Origin of the sequence: Microbacterium sp. W4I20 (genome assembly GCF_030816505.1) — a bacterium.
Classification (GTDB): domain Bacteria; phylum Actinomycetota; class Actinomycetes; order Actinomycetales; family Microbacteriaceae; genus Microbacterium.
Genome location: NZ_JAUSYB010000002.1, coordinates 69,577 through 87,496 on the forward strand (window position 1 = coordinate 69,577; position 17,920 = coordinate 87,496).

The following is a 17,920-nucleotide window of genomic DNA, read 5'->3' on the forward strand; positions in this document are numbered from 1 at the left end:
GCACCCACACGTGGCTTAGGGTAGCGCCGGCCCAATAATCTTGCTCGAGGGAGGACCCGGTTGCACAGGCGATGGGCCTCAGTGGGCTCCGTCGATTTCGAAGTTCGAGACGTCTTCGCTAGCAAGGGGTGCGCTCGTCGGTCTTTCGATCGAGGCCGTGAGGTGGCGCAACCGTCCCACCAGCTCGGTATCAACGAGCTCCGCTCCGGGGGTCTCAACGGCTTCCGTCACGATCTGACTGGCTGGCCCGATCAGGAATTTCGCTGAGACAACTTCCCCGCTCTCATTGCGCACCGGGATCTCGATGATCTCTGCTCGATCGTCATCACCGAGCGCTCGACTGTAGTCGAGTAGCGCGTCGGCGATGTCGTCACCCGTCAGATACTCGTCTCCCGCGTAGATGATGATCCGCATACAGCGTTTCTACACTCGGCAGTGAGACAGGAGATTCCCCTTGTCAGGGGCCTGAGCGGGTGCTAAATGCTTCACACGCTCGGAAGACAAACGGCGAGCGGCGGCGTCAATGTACGACGCGAGCGAACATCCGTCAATATCCTCTTCGCCCGACCATCTCGTCACTACCTTCAGAGCTCCCAGCACGCCGGTCCCACTAGCGTGACACATCACAATCCAGGAGCGTCGCCATGAGCACCACCACAGAACCCGAAGCCGGGTACGCGAAATCCCCTATTCAGAGGACGGCACTGATCGTCGGTATCGTCTTCCTCCTCGTCGGAATCGCTGGATTCATTCCCGGCGTCACGCACTCGGCCGAGCATCTGCATGGCGTAGGCGCGGACTCTGAAGCCCAGCTGCTGGGCGTGTTCCAAGTGTCGGTTTTGCATAACCTAGTCCACCTCGTGTTCGGCGTTGCCGGCCTCGCCGCCGCCGCTCGCGTTCGCAGCTCCCGCCTGTATCTCATCGTCGGCGGTCTGGTGTATCTCATCGTCTGGATCTATGGCCTCATCGCCGTGACCAACGCCGAGATCAACTTCCTCCCGGTAAACGACGCCGACAACTGGCTGCACCTCGCTCTTGCTGCCGGGATGATCCTTCTCGGACTCTTCGTCGCGCGCCCCGCCCGCAACGCCCAGACTGCCGCAGGAACGCCGCGGGCGTGATCGGGTGAGCGAAGGCGCGCCGCGCGAGATGACAACAAGGCAGCAGGTGATGGAGGTCTCGCCGTGCTCTTGGAACAACTTGCCATTGTCGGCGCGGTGCTCGTTCTCGTCCAGTGGGGGAGTGCCTCCTGGCTCGGCGGCGTCCAGGCAATCACCTCCGCTATTGGCGTCGTTCGCCTCTTGAGACGGCCACGCCAGGGGGCGACGCCCAGCGAGTTCTCAAGATAGGCCGGAAGCTCATGGGTGGCCGCGGCGACGGTGAAAGTCGCGCTGGGCGCCACCATGCCGAACGGGCCATTACCCAGTCGCTTGTCCATCGAACGCGAGCGGGCCCACCAAAACGATCGTTTTCGACTGTCTCGCGCCCCATTGACGCCCTGGCGCTTTCGCGTAGTTCAGCGCGGCCAGTAGGGCCGAGCGCGAGCGGCGAGTGCCGGCACCATGCTCGCATCGATCTTCACGCGCGTCTCGTCGATGCCGAGTGTCGGCCATTGCATGACCAGTTCGATCGGCCCGGCTGGCGGCAGAGGCCATAGCCACAGGTGGTCCGCGGAGGAGTATGTGCTCCCTCCGCCGCCGCCTCCTTGCTCCCGATGGCTGAGAGTGTGCCCCTTGGGTTCGATCATCGGATCGCTGCCACGGAAGAACGGGGATGCGTCGGTCACGATCTTCTCACCGTCTGCGAGCACGACCCCGAATCGCAGCCGACCGGCTACGTCGACGAGGCCGCCGTAGGACATGTGCCCCATGAACGCGCCGCACAACTCATTCCACTCCGTCAGGGGGAGACCCTTTCGGCGGAGACGACGCTCCACCCGGAATTGGACCCCCTCACGGTGAACGTCGATCCCCACGAGTGCGATCGCGACGTGGTCAGTCACATGCCCGCTTTCGACTCCGCAAGGGCAGCGTGAACGCGGCTCCTCTCTGGCAGCTTCCAGCGCCAAGATCCGCGCATCGACCTGAGGGGCCGTTGATCGCCCTGGTCCGGTCACTAGAGGTGATCTCCAGCCCGCCCGGAAACGATCGTTTTCGGTGTGGTCGCCTCACTATGTGCCTTGTTTCATGCTCGGTGCAGCTCGCTTGTTATGTCCCGGATGCGCGCAGTGTTGTCCACAATGGCCATCGCTGGAACCCTCACTTGGCTGTAGCCCCCTCGGCTATGGCGGCGACGACGATCGACGGCCCCGTCAACCTCGGCACCGCTGCACCACTCTCGGTACTGGCCTCGTCAACGGGCACTAGCGCGGGGTCGTCTGTGATTAACGCGCGATGCAGTTCTCCCGCGGCGCTCGCGCAGGGGAGGGTGGCCTTCCGCTCCGCGATTGGCCCCAGCGCTCGCTCGGCGGAAGGCCAGAACGCGGCGCAGATCGTCCCCAGCTCAGTGGCACCGCTGCTCTGCGAGCAGAGTACGCCGTTAGACGCAGGGCGTCTAGATCGGCACTCGCTGCAACAACGTCGCAACCGCGAGACTGCTACTCTCAGCCGGTCGGGCTGTCTAAGACTTCGTCGATGAGCTGGGTGCCGCCGGCCGAGTTCGCAGAATGCATGAGTTCCTCGACCCACTTCACGTTGAGTTCAGGTGCTTCAGGTTCTTCGAACGTGAAGCGGAACGGTATCGAGGGGTAGCCAGATTGTGGAGCGTACGCCAGGCTCGTCCTCGGGTGGCGCCACGACAGCGTGAAGCTTTCGTTTCGTCGGAGCTTGGTCGCTACGACGACTTTGGGGTGGGCGAGGGCGCGGTCGTCGATGTGGATCGCGTCGGTGCCGGCACCGTAGAGGGTGGTTCCCATGGTCGTAACGATAACGTGGCGCGGCCTGCCGTCGTATCCCTTCACACGCCGACAGGCCGCAGGATTGCAGGGTTTCGCATGGCGTTCCCCAGAACGGCGCGCGTTCGCTACAGCTGGAAACGATAGCTGTCCCTGCTGACATGGCTAGGGGATTGACACTTCTCGAAGATGGTCAAGAAACGAACGATATTCCGTCTGCAACTAATTGCAACTACCGTTGTGCGGTGTTACTCGATATGTTGACAATAGATCGCAAGAAACGGCGGTCTACGGGCCGGTGAAGTCCCCAGCAACACCGGCAGGTGGTCCCGAGGGTTCCCCAGACCTGCCGGGACCACCCCTATGTGCGGCCCGCCCGTGCGTTGATGTCGTTCGGCGTACAGGAGCGTGACGGGTGAAGCTAGGAGAGATGCGGCCTATCGGCCCTCGTGAGTTGGCCGAGCATGGCATTCACTATCTTGCGGGTAGCGCCGCGCTGTCAGTTCGGGAGCGGACGCCCGGCAACATAATCCTGCTGGCAATGCGCGGCACTTCGACCGAGTTCAGGATCGACACCACCACGGCCAGGCCTGACCACGCGGTCTTCGCCTTCGTGGAGGCCGAGGCACTGTGGTCGCGGAACCAGGACGAACCGTGGCTGCAGATCGAGAGCGGCCTGGTGATCGCTGCGCCGGGAATGGTCCGCACCGTGCGCTGCCAGGGCTCCTGGCGAGCTGCCATCGCGTTCGTGCCGCGCGAAGCGATGGCGATGTTCGTGCCCGCCCTGCCGGCCGACGCGCAGATCTTCCCCGACCGGCGCCTTCTCGACCGAGCCATGCAGAACTTCATCCAAGGACTGCTGAGCGCGGACGAACGCGCAACCGCCATCGAACGGTACGCCGTCGAGCAGCTCATCGTGGAGATGAGTGGCGCGATCCTCCTCGACCGCGCGGGGGCGACACTGGGCCACGGCTCCCCACGTGCCGTACTCCGAGACAAGGCAATGGCAGTGATCGCGCAGCAATGCGGAGACCCCAGCCTGACACCCAATCAAGTCGCACGAGAGGTGCAGTCGTCCCTGCGCCAACTGCAACTCGTCTTTGCCGAAGCGGAGAACAGCGTTGCCGACGAGATTCGCCGCCAGCGTGCCCGCCTCGCGCGGACCCTTCTGGTCGACAGCCGCTACGACGTTCTCAGCGTCGAGCAGATCGCGAAGCGCGCGGGGTTCCGGTCACCGATGAGCCTTCGCCGAGCTATCGCCGAGGCGTACAACACAACGCCCCGCGCACTTCGCAGCCAGCGACGCACCTAGCCACCCTTCGTATCGCACGCCAAACGTCCCGCCGAGAGGATCGTCGCCCCGAGCGAATGAACGTGAGGTTGGCTTCGCGGCGTCCGCGGGAACAGGATGAGTGCATGATCGAGACGCCTGCTCCTATCTCCGCCTTCATCGATGCCACAAACGCTGGCGACTCAGATGCCTTCGTCGCAGCGTTCACCGAAGACGGATCGCTCAACGACTGGGGGCGCGTCGCCTCAGGGCATGAAGGAATACGCCACTGGGACCAGACCGACAACATCGGCAAGCAGTCGCAGTTCGAGCTCATCAACATCGCGGCAGAGTCCGAGCCTGACACCTACCTTGTGCACCTGCAGGTCAGCGGCAACGGATTCAACGGTGTCAGCCCTTTCCGCTTCACGCTGCGCGACGACCGTATCGAGCGGGTCGTGATCGTCCCCGACTGAACCACACCAGGAAGCAGTCCCTCCTCGGGACGCGACGCAATCCACCTCAGGCCCGACCGGGCGGGCAACGGGCATTGGCGGCTCGCCTCGCGCTCGTACGCTCGCCCCATGAGCGAGACGCGAACCATGGCGCGAACCGAGGTGGTGATCGATGGCGAACCTGTCCTCCTGGCCCAAGATCAAGACGTCGCCGACCTAAACGCGTCATCCGCATCGCCCACGCCCGCGGACCGCTCGATCCTCGGCGGCGAGACTTGCAAACCGCCCGGCGTCTGCGAGCTTCCGAAAACGATCGTTTCCGGCAAGACTCGCGGACACTGTTACCTGGACATCGACGCGCGCCAGGTGCATATCGTCAGTCTCACCGAACCCATGACTGTCGCAGGCTGGGGGTGTATCCGAAGCGGCACGACGAAAGTCGCGTAATGCGGAGAAGATCAGAGCGTCTCTCCTTGTGGGCGGCTTCCGCCCAGTTCCTTTCTCCGGAACTGTGTTGTTCCAGACCACTCCCGCGAGGTGATGAGAGGTTCCCGACCCTCTCTTCACCTCACACCATTGGCCGCTACTGCATCCACCGAAATGAACCGACATGACGCCTACCGCCCTCGCGAGCAACTACTCCAACCATGTGGACCCGCTCCTCGTTCGTAGGCCAGCCGAGGACACGCCGCGCCGATGGTCCGCTTCGCCCGCGATGGAGAACAGGCCGACTCGTCCTGGAGCACCAGTCGCGGGCTTTGGGAACGCATGAGGTCGGCTGCTGCCGCTGAGCCGCGGGGTGCCGACACAGCCCCTGCCGCTCGCATCATCGGTTTGGATCTCGCGCGCCTCCTGGCCGTTCTGGGCATGGTCGCTGCCCATATCTTCCTGGGGAACGCTCCCGAGGTCGCGCTGCTCGCCATCACGGGTTTTCCGGCTGCTCTCTTCGCCGTACTCGGGGGAGTGAGTGCAGTCGTCTCCACCCGTTCACAGGTGCACGAAGGCCGTGTCTTCGCTGCATGCGCTTCAGTGGTCCTCCGCGGGGGGATCCTCCTCCTGATCGGGACGCTCCTGGGGTTGCTTCCCAACTTCATCGTGATGGTGCTCGCCTACTACGGCGCTGCACTGGCGATCACCGGATTGCTGCTCTGGTTGCCGACATGGCTACTTGCGCTCGGCGCCACAACCCTCGTCTTCATCTCCCCGTACGCCATCTTGGCGGTCCGTCAGGCGACCACGTCCGAGCCGATCGCCGTCCCGGTGCTCGACAGTCCTCTGTCGTTCATACAGACGATCGGTTTCACCGGCTTCTACCCAGCAGTCACATGGCTGACATACATGCTCATCGGAGTGTGCGTCGGACGCTGGCTCCTCAACGCGCCCCTCACCGCAAACCGCACTCTTCGGGGCGCGGCAGTGGGCGCGCTGATAGCAGTGGCGGGGAGCGCCAGCGACCTCGCAAGCCGGGGCCTCATGATCGATCAGTTGCGCCGAGAAGGATCGTCGTTTGACGAGGCACAGCACCTGTTGACAGCGGAAGGCCACGGAACGCCCCTAAGCGGCGGGTGGGTGGCACTACTGAACGCAGCACCACACACCGGCTCGAGTGCAGATATCCTGCGGACCGCAGGTGTGGGCATCCTTATCCTCACGCTCCTGGTCGCGGCAACGGCCTCAAACAAGCAGCCGCTGCGACAGCCGCTCGACGCCCTGGCGCGCGCAGGCGCCGCATCCTTGACCATCTACGTCCTCCAGTACGGCAGCGTCCCCATCATGCTCATCGTGACGTCCCTCCTTCTCCAGGACACCGAAGCGGCCCCGGCCATTCAGGTACTCACGCTGTTCGCGCATGCTGTCCTGATCGCCGCGCTGAGCTGGCTATTGTCGCGCCTGAACCGACGCGGTCCGTTGGAGGCTCTCGTATCCGACCTGGTGAAAGCCTTCACGAGCAGAGCCTGACAGGGCGGAACAACGGGTTACACGTACTCACTGACAGGTCTCGTGGAACCCAGGCCGACACCTCGTCGACATCGAAGGTATCCAAGGACGCTGGGGCAGGAAGGTCGCCGCGCTCAACGAAGTGACCGAAGTTCTGAAACGAACCGACTGGTTCAAGAGCCTCACCGAGCCGATCTGGGTACAGCTTCGGGGCGGAGCATCAGGCACGGGACGCTGAGGAGATTCCTTTAGTCTCTGACCACATCGTCGACCGGAGGGTGAACAAATTGCGCACCAACGACGCCACCTACCCGTCGCTGATCGCACCTGTGGTTTAGCCGGAGGGAGGCTGCCGTCCCGTCACGTGAGGGTTCAGGAAGAGAGCCGAACTGATGGGCCTTCCGCTCCGCAATGTCAAACAAGGCTCGGCGGAAGGCCCGAGAGCGGGGTACGAGAGGTCCCCAGTCCGCACCGACGCCACCCTCGGCGAAGACTACGTTGAGATGCCTACCCTCGGCAATACCGCGCTGGGAGTTTGAGTTCCCAAACGATGCAACGCGTCGCAACTTTGCCAGGTATAGAGTGACCATTAATCGCTTCGAGCGTTCGCGATTATGGGCCGGCGGAGTCCCCAGCGAAGCCGGCTGGTGGTCCCAACGAGCTCCCCAGACCCGGCGGTACCACCCCGCGCTTTCCCGTCCACGACGGAGGCCAGGTCGAGACGGCATCGGCCGCGTTCCGTACGCAGCCAGGTGCACCGCGAAGGGAGCCGGTCTCCACGGCATTCCCAACGGCTGAGGTGCTACGTGCTATTCATCGCGAATGCGCTAGGTCCAGCCAGAAACGATCGTTCTGGCTGCCGCGCACCCTGCAGCGTGTCGAGACCGGCGTTGGCCGCGTCAGCTGCGAGTGTTCAGTTCGAAGATTAGTTGCTTCTCTTCGGTTGACAGGCTGGAGACGGAGAGCACCTGTTGCAGCACCTCCGACTTTTCGGCGATATAGGTCGCGATATCCATGTCCGAGTCTTCTGACAGTCCCAGCTTGACTGCACCATATCGCTCGCGGAGATCGGATCGCCGCCGAAGGACATCACGCACAGCCAGGTGGTTCCTCAGATGGAGCGTGCCCTCTACGCAGACGTACACGTTGCGCGCGGGTTGCTCATCGGGTGCAGCCACTGCCTCTCTGTCTGTCACGCCCAGATCGCCTCGGTGCGAATATCCCGCGATTGTGAGCGCGATGAGAGCGTCTGCCATGTGCTCTCGGTTCACGATGATGTCAATATCCAGAACGGGTTTGGCAGCGAGGCCGGGCACAGCTGTGGAGCCGACATGTTCGATCGAAACGATTGGAACGGCTTCGAGCGCGCGGTGCAAATCTTGTGCCACGCTGGAGAAACGCGTGGGCCATTCCTCGGAATACGGAACGACTTTTACAGACACCTCAACATGTTCCCATACGTCAACGGAGCTGAGGAGCTATCGCACGGAGCACTGCCCCACCCAGAACCGCCGGCTTACTGGTGATTGTGGCGAGCGTTTGCGGCGGCCACTCCCAGGCGTAGACCTGGGGTCGAACTCGAGATCCCCTCGGATCACCGCGACTTGATCTTGCAGAACGCCTGCGCGGCCTTGTACGCCGGATCATCCTCGACGATGGGGGCGGTGTTAATAACCTTCGCCGGCTCATCCAGACCGCTGTCGACTTGGGCATCCAGTAGGCCCAGCACAGTCCTGAGCCATCTGCCGGACGGCCGTGCTTGGAGAGGAACTGTATGCCGAGCGGCAGCGTGCCGTCGTCGAGCTGGACGTGCTCTCGAATCTCGCTGGCGATCGCCGTGGTGAGGACACGGTCGTCACCGGTAAGGTCGGCGAGGGTGAGCGGCTTGTCGGAATCGCCGTTCTTCGTCGGCCAGGGACCCGTGAAGAGGTCGTGGATCGCGGCGATGGTCTCCGTGGCCGAGGCGTCGATCCACCAGCCCTCGGGGTACTCGAGCGTGTAGAGCGCGCGACCGTCACGGAACGTACGGGGGAGCCACATGGCCTTCATATTGCCGGCCTCGTCCCACTCGGCGACAATCTCGTCCCAGTAGGCGTCGAGGCTCATACCCATCGCGTCCGCGGCCGGCTGCAGCGCGCGTCGCTCAGTGTCGATGTCGGTGCGGTACGAGGCGAGGAGCTCCATGAACGCCGTCACGCGGTCCGCGCTGCTGTAGATGGTCCGACCGAGGGTGTCGTAGCGGCCCCAGTTGCTGGGGTCGTCGGTGGTTTCGCGGGGCTTGGGCGCCAGAGCGCCGTACGACTCGCGGGGCGATCCGGAACGAGGACACCGGACCCGCAACGAGTGCGAGTCCGGTGTTCTGGCAGATGCGCCGGGTGCCCGGCTCAGCCACTGAAGCTGTCATCGATCAGGGCCTGGGCGGCGTTCCCCACGTCCTTGAGGCGGTCCTCGCGGATCGCCATGATCGGGGTGTCGTAGCCGAGCCAAGGGTTCGCGCCGATGAACCAGACGCGAGCGACGTGCTCGCCCTCGACTTCGGCGACCTTTTGCCACTGCTCGTACGCGAACACCAGGCGCTTGACCACCTCGGGGCCCGGCTGCGGCCCGGACTCCTTGGCCCACTTGTAGGAGGCCTTCGTATCCTTCGAGCCCGCGAGCGTGGAGACGAGCGTGCCGCCGAGCGCTGCGTTCAGGCGACGGGTGATCTCGCGCACATCGAGCTTGACCGCCTTCTTGTGCGCACCGTGCTTCGTGGCCGTTGCGATCGTGTCACCGGTCATCAGCGGGCCTCCTGTTCCTTGACTCGTAGTCACACTCTACTCCGGCGACACTGGGAATGCCATAAACATGCCACTATAAAACCCCTAGTCCGACACCGCGACTTCGATGCCACCGCGACGGGTTCAGGCGACAGGTTCGAGCAGTATGGGGTCGGTCGGGTCGACCGTGCGAGTCGCCGACCTTGCGGTCGACGATGTGCTCGCGGATCGTAGAGGCGATGTCGCTTGAGGTGTGCTCGAGCGCTGCCAGGTCTCAGCCTTGCGGTCACCGGTGAGCTTCTCAGGGGCCAACCACGCAACCCAGGTATCGGGCGCGCGGAACGCGGGCACCCAGTCGTGCACCTCTCCGCTGGCATCACGCGCCTCGCGGGTGATGACGACGACCAGCGCGAAAAGCGCTACGAGCAGCAGCGATTTCGGCATGACCCGGCGGAATCCGAAGGCAGTGAGCGGTCGACGGATGAGGACAGCGGGGTATGCATCACGCACAGGAAGCGTGTCTGGGTGTGTTCGATTTGATCTTCGGATCAGGTTGCGCAAGCGTTGGGGGGTGGAGACGGGGGGCGCGATCGACGTACCGAACGGGTTGATTCTCGCCCCCTTGGCAGTGGGCGGCCTGGTCCTAGTGTGGCGGCGACTCACACTCGGGCAAAGGCGGACCCCGATCCGAACACTCAGTGGACTTGCCGGAGTGATCTACGGGCTCGCCCTGGTGTATTACACCTTCCTGCCCCTCCAGCTCGGTCCGGATCCGTACACCAACCCGTGGTGGATCTGGCTGCAGGGCGTGCCGCTCCAGGACCTCTTCGATGATCCCCTCGGCCTGATCCTCAACGTGGCACTGTTCGTGCCGCTGGGCTTTCTCGCGCCGCTTCTCATCCGCGTCTGGAAGTGGTGGGAAGTCGCGCTCACCGGGCTCTCAGTGAGTGCAGCCATCGAGATCCTGCAGTTCCTCGGAGACATCACGATCAGCCCGGGCCGAGTCGCCGACATCGATGACCTGATCGCCAACCTCGCTGGGACGATACTTGGTCTGCTGCTACTGCGCCTCGTTCTGATCGTTCCCCTGTTCCGCCGGCTCACGGAGGCCGCCGCCTGGCCCCCGCCTGCGGCCGGCGCGGATCAACCGATTAGGAGCCTCCGCAAACGATCATCTGAAGGTCACTGCAGCGGCGGTGTCGGGTAGTCCGTGGCGTCCGCCAGGTCGGTTCATTGCGCGTTGACGGCGGAAGGTGGATCTGCAGCTGGCCATCCTTTCGCCGCTGAAGCGAGGTCAACCCAGTACAACGAAGAATCCGAGCACGGCGCTCGCTGCTGACAGCGCCGCGAACACGACGTTGGGGATGATGGACTCGCCGTGACGGATGTGCAAGATGGCTGCTCCCCCCATGGTGAGGAAGAGGCCCACGGCCGCCAGCGGAGTCAGGATCGGTGCGATCCCCAGCAACAGGGGGAAGATCAGCCCGATGACGGCCAACAATTCGACAACACCCACGGCCTTCATTGTTCCCTCGCTCAGGTGCGCGACACCCTTCTGGCCGAGAGCGACGACCTTCTCGCGGCGGAAAATCACCTTCGGGACGCTCGCCCAAGCGAAGTTGAGAACGAGCAGGATATTGGCGATCCAGAGTGCGATGAGCATAGTTCCTCCGATGGTTACTCTTAGTGCGTGACCTCATCATGAGTCACCGCGGAGAACCCTACAAAAGGCACACCCGTGTGCCTGGCTGAAAAGGTGCATCATGCGCAACTCAGAAGCTGACGCCGTCATCGGTGATCAGAAACGGGAAGCCTCCTGCTACGAAGCGCACCAGAAAGACGCTCCCGCTATCCGGGATGTCCTAGCTCGGATCGGTGACAAGTGGTCGCTTCTGATCATCGTGACGCTGAAAGAGGGCAAGCTGCGCTTTTCGGAGCTGCACGAACGCATCCCCGGGGTTTCACAACGGATGTTGACTCGCACCCTTCGCCATCTCGAGCGCGATGGCCTCGTCGACCGTCGCGTTCATGCGCAGGTCCCACCACGAGTCGATTACACCCTCACGGAACGAGGCCGAACCCTCATTGACCCCGCGCTCGCTCTCGCCACGTGGTCGATCGCCCACTTCGAGGGCATCCAAGCCGCCCGAACTGCTTACGACTCACCAACCGTCGGAGGGGACTGAGGAGAGGAGAGTCCAGCCGTGGGTGGCAATAGCGGCGGGGTCGCATAGGCGCGTCGTCGACGGCAGCGGGGGATGCCCCTTAGCCGTGGTGTGTCGAGGGCGAGCCGGCAGTAGCTGGCCGCTCTGAGAGCCAGCGAGGGACTTAAGCCTCTATCTCGAGATTTGTCGGGGCAGATAGGTTGACGGGTAGATCGCATGAAGCCGCGATTCATGGGCCGGTGAAGTCCCCAGCAACACTGGCTGGTGGTCCCGAGGGTTCCCAGACCTGCCGGGACCACCCCCTTCTTCCTCACGAAAGTCGTCCTCAATGCCGGAAGACACGGCCGCCACGACCCACGCCGCCATACTGCGCAGTACTGCAGCGGGCTATCGGAGCAAGGCCGCCGCCGGTGCCGTTGTCGCCGACATCGGAATGTTCCTCACCGCCGCCTCTCTCCTCGAGGGACGCGCGAAGCGAATCGCTGCCGGCGAGAACGACTTCTCCACGGTTTCACTCGCAGGAGTGGAGAACGAGCTGGGTTGACTCGGGAATTCGTGCTCAACGTTGCATGCGAGCCCTGCGGGCCGTGGTGCGTCTTGAGAGAACGGCTCCGCCGATGATCGCCGCGATCAGCGAGCCGCACCCCGATCCCGAGCCGTAGGCGAGCACTCGAGACGGACTTATCCAAGGACCGTGAACACTGTCCTCTCCCGTCGAAGTCGCGAGGGCGCCTGGAGCGTCACTACTGAGCCACGGCCCCTCGGATATTCCCGATGGAGCGTTTAGTCGCACAGGTCGTCGCCCTGCCGCTAACGATCGTTTTCGGTAACGCCCGTCCCGTGTCGCCGGTCAGTAGAGAAGGCGGTGAAACGCCGTGATGTCGGTTGCGAGGAGTTCGGGTTCCTCGTGTGGGGCGAAGTGGCCACCGCGGGGCATGACGGTGTACTGGACGATGTTGTAGGTGCGCTCCGCCCAGCTGCGGGGCGGGTGCGTTAGATCGAGCGGGAAGACGGCGAGGGCAGTCGGCACTGTCACTCGTGTCACCCGGGTCATGCGCCCGGAGGCGTACTCGTAGTACGGGCGGAGGGACGTGGAGATCGAGCCACTGAACCAGTACAGCGATGCGAGCGTCAGAAGGTAGTCGTCGCTGAAACGGCGGGAGAGGTCGCCGCCGCTGTCACTCCAGGCCCGATGTTTCTCGATGATCCAGGACAGCAATCCGACGGGGGAGTCGGAGAGTGCGGGGGCGAGCGTGAGCGGGCGTGTCTGTTGCTGGTGCTGATATCCACCCTCCGCTGCCGTCCAGGTCTGCACTTCGTCGAGGTACGCGCGCTCTTCGACGGTCACCGTCGCTTCATCGAAATGCGGTGGAGCCGCGACGGCGAGAAGATGAATGCCCACGACGGACTCCGGATGGCTCTCGGCGAGGCGGGAGGTGATGCCCGCTCCGAGATCGCCACCGTGGGCGGTGTACTGCTCGAAGCCAAGTTCCTCCGTCATCAACCTGTGCCAGAGCTCGTGCGTCTGATCGTCGAAGGTGGGCCGCTGCGGGGAGAACGGGAAGCCTGGCAGCGCGGGCACGATCACCGTCACGGCGTCCGCTGCATCACCTGCATAGGCCGAGGGGGAGGCAAGGCGCCTTGCGAGGTCGACGAGCTCGAGGGCGGAGCTGGGCCAGCCGTTGGTCAGTATGAGCGGACGGCGGCCCGGCTGTTCCGCGTCGAAGCGAAGATAGGAGAGGTCCACCCCGTCCAGCGAGACGCTCGCCCAGGGGAGAGCATGGATCTCTCGCTGACGGGCGTTCCAGTCGAACTCGTTCACCCATCGCTCGGCCAAGCGGCGCAAAGTGGCCTGATCCGTACCCGCCTCCCACCCCGCCACCGGCCACGCTGGCACCCATCGAGTGCGCTTTATCCGGTCCCGCAGATCATCCATATCCTCAGACGACGGCACGATGTCGAAAGCGTGCGTCATGAATCCTCCTCGCCAGAGTCGCGGCCGCCTGTCCACTCCCATCCTGCCCCCAGCCACAGAGGACATCGAGTATTACGTCACAATCCGCTGTTTGTAGCACCAACGGGCGCACCGGAAACGATCGTTTACGGCGTTGAGGATCGCCTATCGAGGCGCCCGCGATGGCCGCCGGGTAGGCAAGAATCGGACCATGCAACTTGAACCGGTGGGCCTGTCCAACGCGACCACGACCTTCGACATGATGCTTGTCGATCCGGCGTCCTCAGTCGGGCGCGCAGTCATTAGACGCTTCTTCAAGGAGATCGTCGGACGCTACTGGGGCCGGGAAGCGACCGATGTTGAGGTCGAGCAGGCGATGCTCGATGAGCCCAGCGATGATCTCAGAGGAGATACCGGCTTTCTTGTCATCGTCCGAGATGGAGAGCGGGTCGTCGGGTGCGGGGGCGCGAAGGTCGTCGAGCCGGGGATTGCTGAATTGACACGGGTGTTTGTCGATGATTCTGTTCGTGGACTCGGCACCGGGAAGGCGTTGGTGAGGGAGATCGAAGCCCTGAGCGCGCGGCGCGGCGTGCATACCCTCCGGTTGACAGTTCGGGAAGATCTCGCCGAGGCGCACCGGCTGTACCGCCAGCTCGGCTACAAGCCCGTTCCTCCGTTCTCGACGTCGCCTTACGCCGACAATCAACTCGCGAAGGTGCTACTCGAATCCCGGTAGAGGACTATCGAGGTCGCGGCATCGCTCTCGCTATCGGGATCCGCCTGAAACGATCGTTTCCGGCGACGGCGAGACTGAGTGGCCACAAACGGCGGCCGATTCAAAACTAGGTTTCAAGGCTGATTTTCGGCATGCCAGCGGAGCGTCTCGCAGGAAAGACGGAATCAAGAACGCGCGCGTCACCGTGGATTCGTAGCGAGCGGCGCGCCTGTTCGACCGTCAGTGCGCCGGCTGCAAGGGCGACGATAATCTCAGGGTCCGCTTCGACGACGGTCCCTGCCGCGAGGTCAGGGCGATGGAGAGCGTGGGGGCCACGCTCGTCAATGAGCAGGGTGATCGAGTACCCCTCGATCAATAGATCGACCTCGACCGCGGGCGTCGCAGAGACGCCTCTCAGAAGGGCGGGCAGAGCGAGAACCAGCCAGCGTGGATGGAACGCATCGCCACCGCGTCCTGAGACGACCAGTGGCGTTCCCCACCGTCCGAGGGCTTCCATCGGTTCGCGAAGCTCGGCACCCCACAGGGTCAGGGCATAGAGCACGCCAGCATCCCCGAGCCGTCGTTCGACAATGCCGTTTTCTTCTAGCGTCCGCAGTCTCTCGGCCAAGAGGTTCGAGGCGATGCCGGCGAGCGATGCTTTCAGTTCGTTGTAGCGCAATGGACCGGGAAGCAGCTCCCGGACGATGAGGAGATTCCACCGCTCTCCTACAAGGTCAAGCGCGCGCGCCAGACCGCAGAACTGCCCGTAGGAGCGGGCTCCATGTCGCTTTACTTTATCCATCACGATAGATACTATCAACTTGTTGTCTGGTCAGCCACTACTGGCGTGATCGGAACGACGCTCGCGCACACAGGGGAGTGAATCGCATGATGGGTATCAACTGGCTTAGTGTCGTCCTCGCCATTGTCGTAGGGATGATCGTCGCGTTTGTCTGGTACCAGAAAGGGCCTATCGCTAGCGCCTGGGAGAAGCTGACCGGGGTGACCCCGGAGCGGATCAAGCCGGTGCGGGTGAGAAGCATGGTGCAGCTCTTCATCACCGTCATCATCATGGCGCTCGGGCTGGCGGTCGTGATCCAGCTCGCGGCCGAGGCGACCGGTGATGATTCGGTGTGGGCGGCGCTGCTCGTGGGGCTCGTGATGTGGGTCGCGTTCTCGGCGTCGACACTGGTCCAGCACAACGCATTCGAGTTGAAGCCCGCCAAGCTCACGATCATCAACACCGGATACCAGCTCGTGCTCTTCCTCGCGATGTCACTGGTACTCGGACTGTTGTAGAGGCTGCCGAAAACGATCGCTTTCGGTGGCCGGAGTCGAGACGCCCCCCCGCGCGGCTGGCGCTTTCGTTGTGCCTAATGCGCTGGTCGCGTCGGCCGAGGAGACGTATCTTTGACAAATGGGCAAAAGGCGAGCGGCGGCGGTCGGAGCACTCCTATTGGCGGGATTCGTTCTCGCCGGGTGCAGCGGCGAGCCGACGAGTTCCGACAATGTCTCGTCTTCGTCGCCTTCACCTTCGAGCGCTCAACCGACGGCCACCCCGACTCCCGATGACACCGTCGCGGCAGACGCTGATGCGGCGCTACTGCCCATTCCTGTAAAGGAAATCTCTACGTGGGCGGAGACGGCCGTACCGGACGCCAGCTCCCTCAAACTTTCCGGGTGGTTGAGCGACAACTCCTCCGCGCACCAGAAGTCGACGATGCAGTCTTTCGATCCCGGCACCTATCAGGCTCAGATCGCCTGTTGGGGTGAGGGAGAGATCACCGTGAGCGCCGGCGAGTTCGACGGGGATGGGATGTCAGATCCCGTGGTGTGCGCTAACCAGTCGATCGTCTTCAACGTCCCGATCACCCGCATCGGTATGCAGGTGCTACTGGACCTCGAGGGCGCTCCGAGCATCTACGCAATCTCCTTGAGGCAGGTGGACTGACGACAGGACGGCGTGGCCCTCTGCGCGGCGAGAGCGACCTCCACCAGAAACGATCGTTTCCGGCAGGCGGACTGACCGATCGGGCAGGCTGATCACATGGACGAACTCCCACAGCCGCTGGCCGATCTCTTTGATGCAGAGCGGCAACAGGATTGGCGACGCGTTCGGACGCTTCTCCACCGAGACGTGGTGTGGACTGTGTACGACGGTGAAGAGTCACGCACCTATGGCGCCGAGGCGTATGTCTCCCGTCTGCGTGCGGCGTACGAGCACGGATCTGCGACGCGCTTCACCGTCCGGCATGTCCGGCGCGGAGCAGCCGGCCTCGTGGCCACCGAACTGATCGACGAGAACGGGTCGATCTCGCTAGACATTTTCGAACTTGACCAGAATGGGCAACTCCGGCGCGAGTGGGAACACCTTCTCGGCAAGACGACCAGCTGACCAAGACTCGCAGGAGAACGGCTTGTAGTGCGTCTGATGGCGTGAGGCGCCTCCACCGGAAACGGTCGTTTTCAGTGCGGTGCCGCGTCAAGGAAACTCATGTCGGAGCGGAACGCCGACCGCGAGCATCTCATCAATGCTGGCCCCGCTGAGACTGACCGTGAACACCCCTCGTGCGCCTCAGCGGCAATAGTGGTCGGGCGGTGGTCGACGTTCAACTCGATGTCTCATCGATCGATCCCCCGCGGACACCGCATGGTCCTAGTGGCAATGTCGTCGTTGCTCACCGTCACCGATTTAGAGTCGCTGAGTGCGGGCTCAGCAGATCGACCCCAGAAGTCAGACATCCCAAATCGACGATCCGAGCTATCGGGTGCATTTCTGGGCAGACGATGGCAGCACAAACGAAGAGTGGGAGCTGTCTGAGGCGGACCTCGATGAGGTACTGGCCTGGATACCCACGCACGCACGCGGTCGCTCTCACAGCCTTTGGGCGGTGACAAGATCCGCGGGCAGCGTCTGCTTGATCCGACTCCGGGGCATCGATCCAGATGCTCAACGCATCTCCTGGCCACGCTGGGCGGACCCAGCTCGCTAACCCTCGCAGAGAGGCATAGTGCCGCGCTGGGACTCGCGAAGCGATTCACTTACTCGCAGCCACGACCGGTCCGGGCGGAGCTGCGGTGCCCGAAGATCGTCTCATTCCCCATCTTGCTTGTCGCTGCGGAGTCGGCCGCTGATTCCGAGGACGCTGAACACCCGCAGTATCGTGAGAAATGTGGGATTGGCAGCCTGGCCAGAGGGTGAGCGACCTCGCTCTAGGCAACCGTAGGAACCCAGCGCTATATCGGCTCTCATGGCAACCTCTTCTTGGGAGAGACCTCTTTCCAGCCTTGCCCGTCGAGTCTTCTACGGGCTCAACGACCCTCAGAACTCAGCCAACAGTTGGTCGAAGACGATCGATTTCGAGTGGACGATGTACACCGGATTTCCGTCGGCTCAGAACAAGATACGCACTATCCCCTCTGCGGGCTCTCCGACAATGAGTGGCACTGTAACGAGCCGGAAGCAGAACGGTTGGTGGGCGCCCCCCACAGAGCTCTCCTCCAGTATCTGGACAAACGTCGGCAACACCACGACGACCGGATGGGTTGTCGGGGGCATGAACACCACAGGGTCCCATTCCGGCTGGATCGCGGATGTCCACGTGAAGGACACTCCGCGAGGCTACGACGGGTACCTATCGCCGGATGGCGGGTTCGCGTCCTACCGATTCTGGTGCAGTGAAGACGAGGAACGTTGCTACTTCCCCAACGGGGAGGAAGCCGGCGTCTGACGCCGCGCTATCCCAGGGGCTCGATGCTCTCGTACGCCAG

The 17,920-nt window shown here is 63.3% G+C and carries 23 protein-coding genes; 12 read left to right on the forward strand and 11 right to left on the reverse strand.

The window, feature by feature from the left end:
- Window positions 1-78 precede the first annotated feature (78 nt).
- Complete coding sequence (locus QFZ21_RS20725) at window positions 79-414, reverse strand: hypothetical protein (protein ID WP_307381574.1); 336 nt, start codon at window positions 412-414, stop codon at window positions 79-81.
- A 230-nt stretch (window positions 415-644) separates the two neighbouring features.
- Here QFZ21_RS20725 and QFZ21_RS20730 point away from each other — a divergent pair, with 230 nt between their 5' ends.
- Window positions 645-1,121 carry a DUF4383 domain-containing protein gene (locus QFZ21_RS20730; RefSeq protein WP_307381575.1) on the forward strand — a complete coding sequence of 159 codons (477 nt, stop codon included), beginning with the start codon at window positions 645-647 and terminating at the stop codon, window positions 1,119-1,121.
- Window positions 1,122-1,516: 395 nt separating this feature from the next.
- On the opposite strand, the gene QFZ21_RS20735 is transcribed toward QFZ21_RS20730, so the two are convergent.
- Together QFZ21_RS20735 and QFZ21_RS20740 are read right to left on the reverse strand one after the other, a co-directional pair.
- On the reverse strand, window positions 1,517-1,870 hold the full coding sequence (locus tag QFZ21_RS20735) for a hypothetical protein (RefSeq protein WP_307381578.1): 354 nt from the start codon (window positions 1,868-1,870) through the stop codon (window positions 1,517-1,519).
- A 732-nt stretch (window positions 1,871-2,602) separates the two neighbouring features.
- Entirely contained in the window at window positions 2,603-2,914 is a 312-nt protein-coding gene (locus QFZ21_RS20740; protein WP_307381580.1) for a hypothetical protein, read from the reverse strand.
- Window positions 2,915-3,308: 394 nt separating this feature from the next.
- Between QFZ21_RS20740 and QFZ21_RS20745 the strand changes: the two genes are divergently transcribed.
- The 4 genes from QFZ21_RS20745 (at window position 3,309) to QFZ21_RS20760 (ending at window position 6,577) form a co-directional block, all read left to right on the forward strand.
- Complete coding sequence (locus QFZ21_RS20745) at window positions 3,309-4,205, forward strand: helix-turn-helix domain-containing protein (RefSeq protein WP_307381581.1); 897 nt, start codon at window positions 3,309-3,311, stop codon at window positions 4,203-4,205.
- A gap of 104 nt (window positions 4,206-4,309) precedes the next feature.
- Window positions 4,310-4,639, forward strand: a complete 330-nt coding sequence (locus tag QFZ21_RS20750) for a nuclear transport factor 2 family protein (RefSeq protein WP_307381584.1) — start codon at window positions 4,310-4,312, stop codon at window positions 4,637-4,639.
- Window positions 4,640-4,747: 108 nt separating this feature from the next.
- Window positions 4,748-5,065 carry a hypothetical protein gene (locus tag QFZ21_RS20755; protein WP_307381585.1) on the forward strand — a complete coding sequence of 106 codons (318 nt, stop codon included), beginning with the start codon at window positions 4,748-4,750 and terminating at the stop codon, window positions 5,063-5,065.
- A 249-nt stretch (window positions 5,066-5,314) separates the two neighbouring features.
- Entirely contained in the window at window positions 5,315-6,577 is a 1,263-nt protein-coding gene (locus QFZ21_RS20760; protein WP_307381586.1) for a DUF418 domain-containing protein, read from the forward strand.
- 878 nt (window positions 6,578-7,455) lie between these two features.
- On the opposite strand, the gene QFZ21_RS20765 is transcribed toward QFZ21_RS20760, so the two are convergent.
- The 4 genes from QFZ21_RS20765 to QFZ21_RS20780 all read right to left on the reverse strand — a co-directional run bounded on the left by QFZ21_RS20765 (window position 7,456) and on the right by QFZ21_RS20780 (window position 9,825).
- On the reverse strand, window positions 7,456-7,998 hold the full coding sequence (locus QFZ21_RS20765) for a GrpB family protein (protein WP_307381588.1): 543 nt from the start codon (window positions 7,996-7,998) through the stop codon (window positions 7,456-7,458).
- Between the two features lie 19 nt (window positions 7,999-8,017).
- Window positions 8,018-8,752 (reverse strand): hypothetical protein, encoded by a 735-nt coding sequence (locus QFZ21_RS20770; protein WP_307381589.1) that lies wholly within the window; start codon window positions 8,750-8,752, stop codon window positions 8,018-8,020.
- A 188-nt stretch (window positions 8,753-8,940) separates the two neighbouring features.
- Window positions 8,941-9,336 carry a hypothetical protein gene (locus QFZ21_RS20775; RefSeq protein WP_307381590.1) on the reverse strand — a complete coding sequence of 132 codons (396 nt, stop codon included), beginning with the start codon at window positions 9,334-9,336 and terminating at the stop codon, window positions 8,941-8,943.
- 123 nt (window positions 9,337-9,459) lie between these two features.
- A complete protein-coding gene (locus QFZ21_RS20780; protein ID WP_307381592.1) occupies window positions 9,460-9,825 on the reverse strand; it encodes a hypothetical protein in 366 nt (121 codons plus the stop codon).
- 202 nt (window positions 9,826-10,027) lie between these two features.
- Between QFZ21_RS20780 and QFZ21_RS20785 the strand changes: the two genes are divergently transcribed.
- Window positions 10,028-10,522: a VanZ family protein gene (locus QFZ21_RS20785; protein WP_307381593.1), complete on the forward strand. Its 495-nt coding sequence runs from the start codon at window positions 10,028-10,030 to the stop codon at window positions 10,520-10,522.
- 87 nt (window positions 10,523-10,609) lie between these two features.
- On the opposite strand, the gene QFZ21_RS20790 is transcribed toward QFZ21_RS20785, so the two are convergent.
- Window positions 10,610-10,978, reverse strand: coding sequence for a DoxX family protein (locus QFZ21_RS20790; RefSeq protein ID WP_307381595.1), 369 nt, complete (start codon window positions 10,976-10,978; stop codon window positions 10,610-10,612).
- Window positions 10,979-11,078: 100 nt separating this feature from the next.
- On the opposite strand from QFZ21_RS20790, the gene QFZ21_RS20795 reads away from it, so the two are divergent.
- Together QFZ21_RS20795 and QFZ21_RS20800 are read left to right on the forward strand one after the other, a co-directional pair.
- Window positions 11,079-11,501: a helix-turn-helix domain-containing protein gene (locus QFZ21_RS20795; protein ID WP_307381596.1), complete on the forward strand. Its 423-nt coding sequence runs from the start codon at window positions 11,079-11,081 to the stop codon at window positions 11,499-11,501.
- A gap of 307 nt (window positions 11,502-11,808) precedes the next feature.
- Window positions 11,809-12,024 carry a hypothetical protein gene (locus QFZ21_RS20800; protein ID WP_307381597.1) on the forward strand — a complete coding sequence of 72 codons (216 nt, stop codon included), beginning with the start codon at window positions 11,809-11,811 and terminating at the stop codon, window positions 12,022-12,024.
- Between the two features lie 306 nt (window positions 12,025-12,330).
- Here QFZ21_RS20800 and QFZ21_RS20805 read toward each other — a convergent pair whose 3' ends face one another.
- The gene (locus tag QFZ21_RS20805) at window positions 12,331-13,497 is read right to left on the reverse strand and encodes an epoxide hydrolase family protein (RefSeq protein WP_307381599.1); all 1,167 of its coding nucleotides are present in this window, start codon (window positions 13,495-13,497) and stop codon (window positions 12,331-12,333) included.
- A gap of 148 nt (window positions 13,498-13,645) precedes the next feature.
- On the opposite strand from QFZ21_RS20805, the gene QFZ21_RS20810 reads away from it, so the two are divergent.
- Window positions 13,646-14,170, forward strand: coding sequence for a GNAT family N-acetyltransferase (locus QFZ21_RS20810; protein WP_307381600.1), 525 nt, complete (start codon window positions 13,646-13,648; stop codon window positions 14,168-14,170).
- 106 nt (window positions 14,171-14,276) lie between these two features.
- Here the strand turns inward: QFZ21_RS20810 and QFZ21_RS20815 are convergent, their stop codons facing one another.
- Window positions 14,277-14,951, reverse strand: a complete 675-nt coding sequence (locus QFZ21_RS20815; RefSeq protein WP_307381601.1) for a helix-turn-helix domain-containing protein — start codon at window positions 14,949-14,951, stop codon at window positions 14,277-14,279.
- Window positions 14,952-15,040: 89 nt separating this feature from the next.
- On the opposite strand from QFZ21_RS20815, the gene QFZ21_RS20820 reads away from it, so the two are divergent.
- The 3 genes from QFZ21_RS20820 (at window position 15,041) to QFZ21_RS20830 (ending at window position 16,544) form a co-directional block, all read left to right on the forward strand.
- On the forward strand, window positions 15,041-15,448 hold the full coding sequence (locus tag QFZ21_RS20820) for a DUF1761 domain-containing protein (protein WP_307381681.1): 408 nt from the start codon (window positions 15,041-15,043) through the stop codon (window positions 15,446-15,448).
- Between the two features lie 118 nt (window positions 15,449-15,566).
- Window positions 15,567-16,100: a hypothetical protein gene (locus QFZ21_RS20825; protein WP_307381603.1), complete on the forward strand. Its 534-nt coding sequence runs from the start codon at window positions 15,567-15,569 to the stop codon at window positions 16,098-16,100.
- 96 nt (window positions 16,101-16,196) lie between these two features.
- Window positions 16,197-16,544 (forward strand): nuclear transport factor 2 family protein, encoded by a 348-nt coding sequence (locus tag QFZ21_RS20830; protein WP_307381605.1) that lies wholly within the window; start codon window positions 16,197-16,199, stop codon window positions 16,542-16,544.
- A 699-nt stretch (window positions 16,545-17,243) separates the two neighbouring features.
- Here the strand turns inward: QFZ21_RS20830 and QFZ21_RS21150 are convergent.
- Window positions 17,244-17,435, reverse strand: coding sequence for a helix-turn-helix domain-containing protein (locus QFZ21_RS21150; protein ID WP_373426059.1), 192 nt, complete (start codon window positions 17,433-17,435; stop codon window positions 17,244-17,246).
- Between the last annotated feature and the right edge of the window lie 485 nt (window positions 17,436-17,920).